Origin of the sequence: Paracraurococcus ruber, from assembly GCF_004353985.1 — a bacterium.
In the GTDB taxonomy this organism is placed as follows: domain Bacteria; phylum Pseudomonadota; class Alphaproteobacteria; order Acetobacterales; family Acetobacteraceae; genus Paracraurococcus; species Paracraurococcus ruber.
Map to the genome: position 1 here is coordinate 1 of NZ_SMOA01000016.1, position 12126 is coordinate 12126.

At 74.7% G+C, this 12126-nt stretch carries 10 protein-coding genes; 5 read left to right on the top strand and 5 right to left on the bottom strand.

The features are described from left to right. From E2C05_RS05570 to E2C05_RS05585, 4 genes are all read left to right on the top strand, one after another. Window positions 1-1075: molybdopterin-binding protein (locus E2C05_RS05570; protein ID WP_133218617.1), on the top strand; the 1075-nt coding region annotated here is incomplete at its 5' end. Then, window positions 1072-3045 (top strand): molybdopterin biosynthesis protein, encoded by a 1974-nt coding sequence (locus E2C05_RS05575; protein WP_240046597.1) that lies wholly within the window; start codon window positions 1072-1074, stop codon window positions 3043-3045. The genes E2C05_RS05570 and E2C05_RS05575, both read left to right, overlap by 4 nt. A 131-nt stretch (window positions 3046-3176) precedes the next feature. After that, a complete protein-coding gene (locus E2C05_RS05580; RefSeq protein ID WP_133218619.1) occupies window positions 3177-5381 on the top strand; it encodes an amylo-alpha-1,6-glucosidase in 2205 nt (734 codons plus the stop codon). Window positions 5382-5521: 140 nt separating this feature from the next. After that, window positions 5522-5944, top strand: a complete 423-nt coding sequence (locus tag E2C05_RS05585) for a PaaI family thioesterase (RefSeq protein ID WP_133218620.1) — start codon at window positions 5522-5524, stop codon at window positions 5942-5944. A gap of 128 nt (window positions 5945-6072) precedes the next feature. Here E2C05_RS05585 and E2C05_RS05590 read toward each other — a convergent pair whose 3' ends face one another. From E2C05_RS05590 to E2C05_RS05610, 5 genes are all read right to left on the bottom strand, one after another. After that, window positions 6073-6936 (bottom strand): MBL fold metallo-hydrolase, encoded by an 864-nt coding sequence (locus E2C05_RS05590; RefSeq protein WP_133218621.1) that lies wholly within the window; start codon window positions 6934-6936, stop codon window positions 6073-6075. A gap of 66 nt (window positions 6937-7002) precedes the next feature. Then, window positions 7003-8175 (bottom strand): serine hydrolase domain-containing protein, encoded by a 1173-nt coding sequence (locus tag E2C05_RS05595; RefSeq protein ID WP_133218622.1) that lies wholly within the window; start codon window positions 8173-8175, stop codon window positions 7003-7005. After that, window positions 8172-9365: an LLM class flavin-dependent oxidoreductase gene (locus E2C05_RS05600; protein ID WP_133218623.1), complete on the bottom strand. Its 1194-nt coding sequence runs from the start codon at window positions 9363-9365 to the stop codon at window positions 8172-8174. The genes E2C05_RS05595 and E2C05_RS05600 overlap by 4 nt, the downstream gene beginning before the upstream one ends. Before the next feature lie 217 nt (window positions 9366-9582). Then, on the bottom strand, window positions 9583-9978 hold the full coding sequence (gene hpxZ, locus E2C05_RS05605) for an oxalurate catabolism protein HpxZ (RefSeq protein WP_133218624.1): 396 nt from the start codon (window positions 9976-9978) through the stop codon (window positions 9583-9585). Beyond that, window positions 9978-11138 carry an amidase gene (locus E2C05_RS05610; protein ID WP_133218625.1) on the bottom strand — a complete coding sequence of 387 codons (1161 nt, stop codon included), beginning with the start codon at window positions 11136-11138 and terminating at the stop codon, window positions 9978-9980. Before E2C05_RS05610 ends, hpxZ begins: the two co-directional genes overlap by 1 nt. 118 nt (window positions 11139-11256) lie before the next feature. On the opposite strand from E2C05_RS05610, the gene E2C05_RS05615 reads away from it, so the two are divergent. Continuing rightward, window positions 11257-12072: a PaaX family transcriptional regulator C-terminal domain-containing protein gene (locus E2C05_RS05615; protein WP_205082733.1), complete on the top strand. Its 816-nt coding sequence runs from the start codon at window positions 11257-11259 to the stop codon at window positions 12070-12072. Window positions 12073-12126 lie beyond the last annotated feature (54 nt).

Consider the following 12126-nt stretch of genomic DNA (forward strand, 5'->3'; position numbering starts at 1 on the left):
GGACCAGGCGCTTGCCGCCCTGCTTGGCCTGCTGCCTGGCCCGGTTGCGCCCTGCCGCCTGCCGCCCGCCGCGGCGATCGGCCGCGTGCTGGCGTCGCCGCTGCTGGCGCCCGGCCCGGTGCCGCCGGCACCGGTGGCGCTGCAGGATGGCTGGGCGGTGGCGGCGGCGGCGACGCTGGGCGCCGGCGCCTATTCCCCGGTGCCGCTGCCCGCCCCGCCCGTCCGGGTCGCCGCCGGCGAGGCGCTGCCGCCCGGCACCGATGCGGTGCTGCCCGATTTCGCGCTGGAAGCCGCGGGGCCCTTCGCCCAGGCGCTGGAACCGGTCGCGCCCGGGGAGGGCGTGCGGCAACCCGGCGAGGAGATCGCCGCCGGCACCCGGCTGCGCGCCGCCGGGGAGCGGCTGGCGGTGCGCGACCTGCCGGCGCTGGCGGCCTGCGGGATCGCCGAGGTCGCGCTGCGCATCCCCCGCCTCGCCTGGATCGAGGCCGGGCCGGTGCAGCCCGGGCTGGCGCCGCTGCTGGCCGCGCTGGTGGCGGCGGAGGGCGCCGAGCTGCGCCGCGGCGATGCGGCGCCCGGCCTCGCGGAGGCGCTTCGCGCCGCCGCGGGCGAGGACCTGGTGCTGCTGGCCGGCAGCGTTGGCCCAGGGGAAACGACCGGGGAGGACGCCGCAGCGGCCCTCGGCAAGGCCGGCCGCCTGGTCCTGCACGGCATCGGCGCGCGGCCCGGCCAGGCCGCCGGCCTGGGCGCGGTGGCCGGCACCCCCGTTCTGCTGCTGCCCGGCCGCGCGGAGGATGCGCTGGCCGCCTGGTGGCTGCTGGGCCGCCCGGCGGTCCGCGCCCTTGCCGGCGCCGAGGCGCCGCCGGCGAGGACCGCCCGGCTGGCCCGCAGCGTCCCCTCCGCGGTCGGCCTGCTGGAGATCGTCCCCCTGCGCCTGGAACCCGCGGGCCTGGCCGTGCCGCTGGCGCTCGGCGCCGTCCCGCTTGCCGCCCTGTCCGCCGCCGATGCCCTGCTGCTGGTCCCGCCGGGCAGCGAGGGCTACGAGGCCGGGCAGGAGGTGCCGCTCATCCTGCCATGACCCGCATGCCCGACCCCGCCGCGCTGCTCGAGCGCATCCGCCGCGCCGCGCGGCAGGAGCAATTCCTCGACGTCCTGCCGGCCGAGGCGGCGCGGGCGCGCTTCCGCGCCGCGCTGGACCTGCGGCCGCTGCCGGCCGAGACCGTGCCGCTGGCGGCCAGCCTGGGCCGGGTGGTGGCGCAGGGCGTCGCGGCGCTGGCGGATGCGCCGCCCTTCGACCGCGCCTCGGTGGATGGTTTCGCCCTGCGCGCCGCCGACAGCACGGGCGCGACGGAGGCGGCGCCGCGCCGCTTCCGCCTGAATGCCGAGGTGCTGGCCTGCGGCGTGGCGCCGGCCATCGCGGTCGGGCCCGGCACCGCGACCGCCATCGCCACCGGCGGCGTCGTCCCGCGCGGCGCCGATGCGGTGGTGATGATCGAGCATACGCGCTGCGAGGAGGGGCCGGAGGGCCCGGAGATGCTGCTGCTGCGCCCCGCCGCGCCCGGGCAGATGATCGGTTTCGCCGGCAGCGACATCGCCCGCGGGGAGGCGCTGCTGCGCCCCGGCACGCTGGTGACCAGCCGGGAGATCGGCATGCTGGCCGCGGCGGGCCATGCCGCGGTGCCGGTGGTGCGGAAGCCGCGCGTCGCGGTGCTCTCGACCGGCGACGAGCTGGTGCCGCCCGGGGCGCCGCTGCCGCCGGGCTGCATCCATGACAGCAACGCCGCCATCCTCTGCGCCGCCGTCGCCGAGCATGGCGGCGAGCCGCTGCCGCTGGGCATCCTGCGCGACGAGGAAGCGGCGCTGGAGGCGGCGGTGCGCGACGCGCTCGGCCGCGCCGACCTGGTCGTGCTGTCCGGCGGCACGAGCAAGGGGGCGGGGGACGTGTCCCACCGCATCCTGTCGCGGCTCGGCCCGCCGGGCATCCTCGTGCATGGCGTGGCGCTGAAGCCGGGCAAGCCGCTCTGCCTCGCCGTCATCGGCACCACGCCGGTGGTGGTGCTGCCGGGCTTCCCGACCAGCGCGGTCTTCACCTTCCAGGAATTCGTTGCCCCGGTGATCCGCGCGCTGGCCGGCCTGCCGCCGCGCGAGGAGGAGGCGGCGGCGGCGACGCTGGCGGTGCGGACGCCGAGCGAGCTGGGACGGACGGAATACGTGATGGTGTCGCTCTCCGCCGGGGAGGACGGGCTGCGCGCCTTCCCGCTCGGCAAGGGGTCCGGCAGCGTCACCGCCTTCGCCCAGGCGGACGGCTTCTTCGCCATCCCGGCGCTGGATGCAGGGGCGGAGGCCGGCGCGCTGCTGCGGGTGCGGCTGATCGGCACGGCGACGCCGCCCGACCTGACCGTCATCGGCAGCCACGACCTGGGGCTGGATGCGGTGCTGGAGGCGCTGGCGGAGGACGGGATCCGCGCCCGCAGCCTGGCGGTGGGCAGCCTGGGCGGGCTGGCGGCGGCGAAGCGCGGCGAATGCGACCTGGCCGGCGTGCACCTGCTGGACCCGGCGACGGGCAGCTACAACGCGCCCTTCCTGGCGCCCGGGCTGCGTCTGGTGCCGGGCTGGCGGCGGCTGCAGGGCGTGGTGCACCGGCGTGGCGATGCGCGCTTCGAAGGCCTGGCCGTCGAGGATGCCGTGCGCCGCGCCGCCGCCGACCCGGCGCTGCTGCTGGTGAACCGCAATGCCGGCAGCGGCACGCGCATCCTGCTGGACGGGGTGCTGGGCGGCGCCCGGCCGCCGGGCTATGCCAACCAGCCGAAATCGCACAACGCGGTCGCCGCCGCGGTGGCGCAGGGCCGGGCCGACTGGGGCGTGGCGATCGCCACGGTGGCGCAGTCCTACGCGCTGGGCTTCCTGCCGCTGGCCGAGGAGCAGTACGACTTCGTCCTGCCGGAGACGCGGGCGGACCGGCCGGCGGTGCGCGCCTTCCTCGCGGCCCTGGCCAGGCCGGCGGTGCGGGCGCGGCTGCAGGCGCTGGGCTTCACGCCGGCGGGATGAGCGCGGCGGATGCCGTGGCCCGATCCGGTCACGCATGCGTCAGCCCCGCCGCGATGCCCTTGCGGTTGCTGGCCCGGGGCGCTCCCTGCTGCGGACGCCGTTCTCCGGCGACCGGGACAAGGGGAACCAGGATGGTCGCACAGCCGCCCGCCGCCACGCTGCAGGCCGAGGAAGGCGCCGACGCGCATTCCATCACCGCCAACATCTCCCTGCAGGAGATGCGGCCGCGCGTCCTGAAGGGAGACGACACCTTCGCGGTGCTGAACCGCAACGGCGATGCGCTGCCCATCCCCGGCGGGCCGGAAGGCCTCTATCACCGCGACACCCGCCACCTGTCGCGGCTGGAGCTGACGCTGGGCGGCATGAAGCCGCTGCTGCTGAGCTCCGCCGTGTCCGACGACGGCGCGGTGCTGACCGCCGACCTGACGAACCCGGACCTGCCGGCGCAGGGCGACCAGCCGGCGGTCGAGCGCGATCAGGTGCATCTGCGGCGGTCGAAATTCCTGCGCGAGGGCACCTGCTTCGAACGGATCACCGTGCGCAACCATGCCGCGGTGCCGGTGCGCATCGACGTCGCGCTGCATGTCGCGGCGGATTTCGCCGACCTGTTCGAGGTGCGGGGGGAGGTGCGGGCCCGCCGCGGCACGCTGCACCCGCCGGCCGCGGCGCAGGATGCCATCACCCTGGCCTATACCGGCCTGGACGACGTGCGGCGGACGACGCGGCTGCGTTTCGACCCGGCGCCGGACCGTATCGCCGTCGACCGCGCGGTGTTCGAGCTGGCGCTGGCGCCGAACGAGCGGCGGACGCTGCTGGTGGAGGCGCATTGCGACCCGGCCCAGGATGCGCGGGACGCGCCGCGCGGCGCCTTCCTGCGCGCCCTGTGGGACGACAGCCGCGACCGCCGCGCCGCGCAGGCGCGCGCCGCTTCCGTCGTCAGCGCCGATACCGGCTTCGACGAGATGCTCAACCGCTCGCTCGCCGACCTGGCGATGCTCAGCACCCGCACGCCGGAAGGGCCCTTCCCCTATGCCGGCGTGCCCTGGTTCAGCACCGCCTTCGGCCGGGATTCGCTGGTCACGGCCTGGCTCACGCTCTGGCTCGACCCGGCGCTCAGCCTCGGCGTGCTGCGGCACCTGGCGGCGATGCAGGCGACGGATTTCGACGCCGCGGCGGATGCGGAGCCGGGCAAGATCCTGCACGAGACGCGCTGCGGCGAGATGGCGATGCTGGGGGAGGTGCCCTTCCGCCGCTACTACGGCAGCATCGATTCGACCCCGCTCTTCGTCGCGCTGGCCGGCGCATACCTTGACCGCACCGGCGATGCGGAGGCGCTGCGGCCGCTCTGGCCCAACCTTGCCGCGGCGCTGCGCTGGATCGAGCGGCATGGCGACCGCGACGGCGACGGCTTCGTCGAGTACGGCCGCATGACCGAGCAGGGCCTGGCCAACCAGGGCTGGAAGGACAGCTGGGACAGCGTCTCCCATGCCGACGGCACGCTGGCCAAGGGGCCGATCGCGCTGTGCGAGGTGCAGGCCTATGCCTATGCCGCCTGGCTGGCCGGCGCCCGCATCGCCCGCGCCCTGGGGCGGGACGCGGCGGAGGCGGCCGGCTTCGAGGCGAAGGCCGAGACGCTGCGGACCCGCTTCGAGGCCAGCTTCTGGGACGAGGAACTGGGCATCTATGTCCTGGCGCTGGATGGCGAGAAGCGGCCCTGCCGCGTCCGCTCCTCCAATGCCGGGCATGTGCTGCTGGGCGGGCTCGCGTCGCCGGACCGCGCCGCGGCGGTCGCGCGCCACCTGCTGGATGGCAGCTTCCATTCCGGCTGGGGCATCCGCACGCTGGCGACGACCGAGGCGCGCTACAACCCGATGAGCTACCACAACGGCTCCGTCTGGCCGCATGACACGGCGCTGATCGGCCTCGGCCTGGCGCGCTACGGCCACCGCGCCGCGGCGGCGCGGCTGCTGGAAGGGCTGACGCATGCGGCGGCGCGGCTGGACCTGCGGCGGCTGCCGGAGCTGTTCTGCGGCTTCCCGCGCCGCGGCGGGCAGGGGCCGACCGCCTATCCCGTCGCCTGCGCGCCGCAGGCCTGGGCGGCGGCGGCGCCGATCGGGCTGCTGGGCGCCTGCCTTGGCCTGTCCTTCGACCCGGCGGCGCGGCTGGTGCGGCTGGAACGGCCGGTGCTGCCGCCGGGCCTCGACCGCGTGCTGCTGCGCGGCCTGTCGCTGGGCGGCGCGCGCATCGACGTGCAATTGCGCCGCGGGGCCGGGGACTCCGTGGCGATGAGCGTCCCCGGCCGCAGCGGCGAGATCGGCGCGGTGCTGCTGGCGTGATGGCGGTGCTGGCCGGCGCGGCGCGCCGGCCATGCGGCGGCTGCGGGCCGGGCGCGGTGCATCTGGCGGCCAGGCTGCGCGTCGGCGGCCACGACCGGCCCCGCGGTTGACGCAGCGGGCATCCGGCGCACCATGCCGGCATGGACGACATCCCCGAGGGCTTCGTGCCCGCCACCCATGGCGGCGCCTATGCGCGCGAGCTTGGCCCCTTCTTCTCCCGCCGCGCCGCGGACCACACGGCGCTGGGCGTGCGGATCGTGGCGCGGCACGTGAACTCCCAGGGCGGCGCGCATGGCGGCTTCGTCGCCACGCTGGCCGACCTGGCGCTGGTGCATGCGGTGGCGGTTGCGCGGGAGAAGGCGGGGCTGCCGCGCGCCGCGCTGGCGACCGTCAGCCTCTCGGTGGACTATCTCGGCCGCGCGCCGGAAGGCTGCTGGCTGGAGGCGCGCTGCGCCGTCACCCGCCTCGGCGGCAGCCTGGCCTTCGTGGAGGGATCGCTGCTGGCCGATGGCGCGCATGTGGCGCGGGCCAGCGCGGTCTTCGCCATGAAGGCGCGCGGGTGATTCCTGCCGGCCGGCATGGTCATTGGGTTTGGCGCGCAGCCGCCACACGAATCCTGCGCGCCGCTCCATCCTATTGATTGCAGGGCGGAGACTCGCGTCCGGGCGTTCACGCCCTCCCGCGATCCGCCCTAGTCGCAGACCATCAGCCGGTAGCCGTCGCCGTCGCGGGCGATGCGGCCGGCGGTGGGGCCGGCGAAATGCGTGCCGATGACCAGCACCGGCTTCCCCGCCAGGCCGCCGAAGATGGCATGCCGCGTCGCCACGGCGGCGTCGGGGTCGCTGTCGGCCGTGCTGCTCCAGTGCGGGCGGGCGAGCTGGCAGGGATGGTGGGCGATGTCGCCGGTGATCAGCGCCTGCTCCCCGCCCGACTCGATCAGCACGCAGACATGGCCCGGCGTATGGCCGAAGCTCGGCACCAGCCGCACCTCCTCGCATAGTCGGTGGTCGGCCTCCACCAGCTCCGCCAGCCCGGCCTCGAGGATGGGTTGCACGCTGTCCGCGAAGACGGCGCTCTGCGGGGCGCCGCCTGCCTCGCCGCTGGACCAGTGCGCGTATTCCTGCCGGCCGAAGACGTAGCGGGCGCGCGGGAAGCTTGGCACCCAGCGCCCCTCCACCAGCCGGGTGTTCCAGCCGACATGGTCCACATGCAGATGGGTGCAGAGCACGGTGTCGATGCTGTCGGCCGGGAAGCCGGCGGCCGCCAGGTCATCCAGGAAGGGGCCCTGGCGGTCGTTCCAGTGCGGGATCTTCCGTCCCTGCTTGTCGTTGCCGAGGCAGGTGTCGACCAGGATGCGGCGGCCGCCCGGCGTGGCGATGACCAGGGCATGGATGCTCATCCGCAGCCTGCCCGCCTCGTCGGCGAAATGCGGGATCAGCCAGGGGATGTCCCGGACCAGCTCGGGCGTCGCCTGCGGCAGCAGGAAGCGGCTGCCGCCGGTGCTCTCAAGCTCGACCACCTTGGTGATGGTGACCCCGCCGATCGTCCACTGCATGCTGGTCTCCCTTGGCGGTCCGATGCAGACCTTGGGGCCCTGCGGCCCCCCGGTCACCGGGGCGCGTCAATCCGCGATCGCCGCATAGACCATGTCCCGCAGCAGGGCGCGGTAGTGGTTGCGCTGGCCGATGCCCTGCATCATCCAGACCACGCCCAGCTGCTCCGCCGGGTCCACCCAGAAGGTGGTGCCGGCCATGCCGCTCCAGTGGAACATGCCGGGGGAGCCGGGGGTGGGGACGAGGCCGGGGCCGCGGCGCACGGCGAAGCCCAGGCCGAAGCCCCAGCCTTCCCCCAGCAGTACCGGGTCGGCGGGGCGGTCGCCCAGGTGGTCGGCGCGCATCAGGTCCACCGTCTTGCGCGACAGCAGCCGGGTGGACCGGAAGCGCCCGCCTTCCAGCAGCATCTGCACGAAGCGCGCATAATCCGCGGCGGTGGAGACCATGCCGCCGCCGCCCGATTCGAATTGCGGCGGCTGCGTCACCGGCAGCAGCACCTGATCGGCGCCGGTCTCGGGGTCCTTGGCGAAGCCTTCGGCCAGCCGGCCCTGCTTCGCGGGCGGGACCTGGAAGGCGGTGTCTGCCATGCCCAGCGGGCGGCAGATCCGGTCCGACAGGAAGGCACCGAGCGTCAGGCCCGACAGCACCTCGATCAGCCGCCCCAGCACATCGGTGCTGCGGCTGTATTCCCAGCGCGTGCCGGGCTGGTGCGCCAGCGGCAGCGACCCAAGCGTCGCCACCTGGTCGGCATTGGTCTGGGCGTGGCGGAACACCTTGGCCGCGTTGTAGGCCTGCTGCACCGGCCCGTTGCCGAGGAATTCGTAGGTGAGGCCGGAGGTGTGCCGCAGCAGGTCCTGCACCGTGATCGGCGCGGCCGCCGGCACGGTGCCGCCGCCCGGCGTCGCCACCTGCATCCTCGCCAGCGCCGGCAGGTACTGCCCGATGGGGTCGTTCAGCAGCAGCCGGCCTTCCTCGACCAGCATCATCACCCCGACCGACACCATGGGCTTGGTCATGGAGTAGATGCGGAAGATGCTGTCCGGCCGCATGGGGTAGGGCTTCGCCGGGTCCCGCCTGCCATAGGCGGCCTGCCAGGCGACACGGCCGCGGCGCAGCACCATCAGCACGGCGCCGGGCAGGTGGCCGGCGGCGATCCGCTCCTCCAGCCGCGCGCCCAGCGCCTGCAGGCGCTGGGTGGAAAGCCCGACCTCCTCCGGCCGGGCGGTGGGCAGGTCGCTCATTCGGCGGCCACCCGCACGGCATTCGGGCCGAAGCGGTCGCGGAAGGGCTGGGTGTCGATCTCTTCCAACGCGATCTCTCCCGTCAAGACGCGCCGCTTCCAGTCCTGGTGCTGCGGCTCGCGCTCGTGGAATTCTGGCATCACCTGCCGGGCGAAGAGGTCCAGGCTCTCGCAGATATCGGCATGCGTGTTGTTGCCGGCCTGGTTCAGCAGGATGACCTGGTCGATGTTGCTCGCCTCGAATTTCCGCAGCTTCCGCCGCAGCGTCTCCGGCGAGCCGATGAGGCCGCCGCGCAGCGCCCGCTCCACCGCCTCCGGGTTCGCGCGCTTCCAGGCATTGTACTCGTCCCACAGGCTGACCGTGCCGGGCTTCGCCCTCTCCCGCCCCTTCGCCGCGTTGTAGTAGCGCAGCGCGAACTGGAAGAAGGTGACGCCGTCGGCGCGGCGCCGCGCCTCCTCATCCGTCTCGGCGCACATGAAGTAGCTGACGATGGCGATGTTCGGGTTGGCCTGGTACTCCGCCAGCTTCTCCTGCCGCTTCACGAAGCTGTTGTAGTAGGCATGCACCCAGGCATGCGCGGCATCGGCGCTCAGGAACTGGAAGCCCAGCGCGCCCATGCCGCGGCGCCCCGCCATCTCGATGGTCTCGAGCTGGGAGCAGGCGACCCAGAGCGGCGGGTGCGGCCGCTGCAGCGGCTTCGGCAGCACGTTGCGCAGCGGGAACCGGAAATAGGGGCCTTCGTATTCCCAGCCTTCCTGCGTGAACATCGGCAGGATGCAGCGCACCGCATCCTCCCAGACCGCGCGCTTCTCCTCCATCGTCCGGTCGAAGGGGCCGAGCTCGGTGATGCTGGCGCCCTCGCCCAGGCCCAGCTCCACCCGGCCGTCGCTCAGCAGATCCAGGCAGGCGACGCGTTCCGCCACCCGTGCCGGGTGGTTGGTGGTCAGCTGGATGATGCCATGGCCCAGCCGGATGTTGCGGGTGCGCTGGCTGGCGGCGCCCAGGAACACCTCCGGCGCCGGGGAATGCGAGTATTCCTCGAGGAAGTGGTGCTCCACCTCCCAGGCATAGTCGTAGCCGAGCCGGTCCGCGAGCTCGAGCTGCGCGAGCGCGTCGTGGAACAGGTCGCGCTCGCTGCGCGGGCCCCAGGGCTTGGGCAGCTGCAATTCGTAGAAGACGCCGAATTTCATGGCACGCATCCTCCGCCGGCCCGGTCTGCGCCGGGTCTTCCCCGGCGAAGGCTCGGCCCGGCGGGGGGCGCGCGTCAAGCGGCGGCGCCATGCCGGCCGGCATTCGTGCTGGCCGGCGCGAGCCGTCATGGGCGCGCCGCCGCCACACCGTCGGCGCACCGCGCCGACCTGCGCGCCGATACCCGGCTGCAGACGCCAGGATGTCTGCGGCCGGGCATCAGTAGGCCGGCGTCGCCTCCGTCACCGAGACATGCGCCGAGACCACCTTCCAGCCAACCTCCGGCAGGCGCACCCAGGTCTGGCTCTGCCGGCCCGGCATGTCCCGGCCGCGCATGTCGAATTCCAGGTTCACCGTGGCGATGTCGCGGCCGAGCGTGGTGATGACCAGCCGCCGCCGCGCCAGCTTGATGCCCGGCCCGGGCGGGCGGCGGACGCGATGCGCGTGGATCTCGTCGAAGCCGTAGCCATTCTCATGGATGGCGTAGCGGATGGTGTGCGGGCTGTTCCAGAAGGTGGCGTCCAGCACATCGACGTTCTTGTCGATCAGCGCCTGCTCGTAGCGTTCGAACAGGGCGCGGACCTCCTCCACCACCTCGGGGATGTTCACCTCCATCACGCGTCCTCCAGCGACAGGGTCGTGCCGACCAGCATGGCATCGGCGCCGCGCGCCGCCAGCAGGGAAAGACCGACCGGCAGCCCGTTCACCCGCGCGCCGGGGATGCTGACCTGCGGATGCCCGGCCAGGCCCCCATGCGCGCAGAGGCAGTTGATCGCGGCCCGCAGCGGGTCGAGCACGGGCAGCGGCAGCCCGGCCCTGGGCGCCGGGAAGGGCGTGGTGGGGGTGGCCAGCACCGTGCCGGGCGGCAGCAGGTGGCGCAGCCGGCCGCGCGCTTCCCGCCGCATCAGCGCGGCCCATTCGCGGTCGGCCAGCGGCGTCATGGCGCCCAGCACCAGGCCGCGGGCGACGCTGAAGGCGAAGCGCGGGTTGTCGCGCTCGACCCAGGGCCGGAAGGTCTCCCAGGCCTCCACCGGCTGCAGCGTGCGCTGGGCGCGCGACCAGGCGGAAAGGCCCTGCGGCGCCATCACCTCCTCCCGCCAGTCCGGCACCAGGCGCTTCAGGCGGTCCAGCAGCGGCTGCAGCGCATGCGCCGTCTCGGGGTCGGCGAAGCCGAAGGCGTCGGTGGCGATGACCAGCTTCGTCGGCCGCGCGGGCGCGACCGCTTCCTGCAGCAGCACGGCGGAAACGCGGGCGAAGGTCGCGGCGTCGCGCGCGAACCAGCCGGTGGTGTCCGATGTGGGGGCCTGCGGCAGCATCCCCGTCAGGTCCAGCCGCCCATGCGTCGGGCGGATGCCGTACAGGCCGCAGAAGCTGGCCGGCACGCGCACGCTGCCGCCGGTGTCGGTGCCCAGCGCGGTGTCGCAGAGCCCCTGCGCGACGGCGCTGGCCGAGCCGGAGGAGGAGCCGCCCGGCACATGCCCCGGCGCGGCAGGGTTCAGCGGCGTGCCCTCGAACGCATTCTCGCCGAGGATGCCGAGCGAGACCTCGTCCGTGATGGTCTTGCCGACCAGCGTGCAGCCGGCATCCAGCAGCGCCTGCACCGCCCAGGCATGCCGCGTGGGCACCGGGTATTGCTTCGGCCAGTCCGGGTTGCCGCCGCCGGTGGGGTGGCCGGCGACGTCGAACAGGTCCTTGGCGGCGAAGGTGAGGCCCGAGAGCGGGCCGCCGGCACGGCCTTCGATGCGCAGCGCGGTGCCGGGGACGAAGGGGGTCATCGGATCTCCTGCCGCTGCGGCCGGCGCCACTATGCGGCGGGGCGGCGGCGGCGTCATCCGCCCGGCCTCGCCGGCGGGGCTGCTTTCCAAGCCGCCGCCGGTCGCCTACAGCCCCGGCATGACGCCGCTGGCCGCAACGCTCCGGCGGCTCGACCGGCCGCCGCGCACCGCCTCGCTCATCGTCACCGTCTGGGGCGATGCGGTGGTGCCGCGCGGCGGCTCGCTCTGGCTCGGCACGCTGCAAGCCATCCTCGATCCCTTCGGCTGCCGCGAAGGCCAGGTGCGTACCGCCATGTCGCGGCTGGCGGAGGAAGGCTGGCTGCGGCGGACGCGGCAGGGCAGGCTCTCCTTCTACCGGCTGGGGCCGCGCGGGGAGGAAGGCTTCGCCGCCGCCGCCCGCCGCATCTACGACCCGCCGCGCGCCGGCCGGCCGGACTGGGACGGCGCATTCCGCCTGGTGCTGGCGGAAGGGCCGGCGCCGGAGGGGCTGGTCGCACTCGCGCCCGGGCTGCTGCTGGGGTTGGAGGATGCGGCGGCAAGCGCGCCGGCCCTGCTGGCGCGGCCCCGCCATCCGGGGGATGCCGCGGCCGTCGCGCAGCGCGCCTGGCCCGTCCTGCCGCAGGTCGCGGCCGGCTATCGCCGCTTCCACGACGCCTTCGCGCCGCTGGCGACCGCCGCCGTGCCGCCGGCGGAGGCGCTGCCGCTGCGCCTGCTGCTGGTGCACGAATACCGCCGGGTGGCGCTGCGCGACCCGGACCTGCCGGCGCCGATGCTGCCGGCGGACTGGCCGCGCGCCGGTGCCCGGGCGGTCGCCGCCGCGCTGTACCGCCGGCTGCTCGCCCCTTCCGAGGCATGGCTGGACGCGCATGGCCGTGCCGAGGCGGGGGCGCTGCCGCCCGCGGTGGGGCTGTGGTCCCGGCTCCGTGACGGATAATGCGTTACGGAATTTCTGGACAGCCGGATTTTCTGTGACATATTACCACCCATC

What these genes read in the sequence shown, in the direction of transcription:
- E2C05_RS05575 (WP_240046597.1), top strand. Translation starts at nt 1,072, where the DNA reads ATGACCCGCATGCCCGACCCCGCCGCGCTGCTCGAGCGCATCCGCCGC.
- E2C05_RS05580 (WP_133218619.1), top strand. Translation starts at nt 3,177, where the DNA reads ATGGTCGCACAGCCGCCCGCCGCCACGCTGCAGGCCGAGGAAGGCGCC.
- E2C05_RS05585 (WP_133218620.1), top strand. Translation starts at nt 5,522, where the DNA reads ATGGACGACATCCCCGAGGGCTTCGTGCCCGCCACCCATGGCGGCGCC.
- E2C05_RS05590 (WP_133218621.1), bottom strand. Translation starts at nt 6,936, where the DNA reads ATGCAGTGGACGATCGGCGGGGTCACCATCACCAAGGTGGTCGAGCTT.
- E2C05_RS05595 (WP_133218622.1), bottom strand. Translation starts at nt 8,175, where the DNA reads ATGAGCGACCTGCCCACCGCCCGGCCGGAGGAGGTCGGGCTTTCCACC.
- E2C05_RS05600 (WP_133218623.1), bottom strand. Translation starts at nt 9,365, where the DNA reads ATGAAATTCGGCGTCTTCTACGAATTGCAGCTGCCCAAGCCCTGGGGC.
- hpxZ (WP_133218624.1), bottom strand. Translation starts at nt 9,978, where the DNA reads ATGGAGGTGAACATCCCCGAGGTGGTGGAGGAGGTCCGCGCCCTGTTC.
- E2C05_RS05610 (WP_133218625.1), bottom strand. Translation starts at nt 11,138, where the DNA reads ATGACCCCCTTCGTCCCCGGCACCGCGCTGCGCATCGAAGGCCGTGCC.
- E2C05_RS05615 (WP_205082733.1), top strand. Translation starts at nt 11,257, where the DNA reads ATGACGCCGCTGGCCGCAACGCTCCGGCGGCTCGACCGGCCGCCGCGC.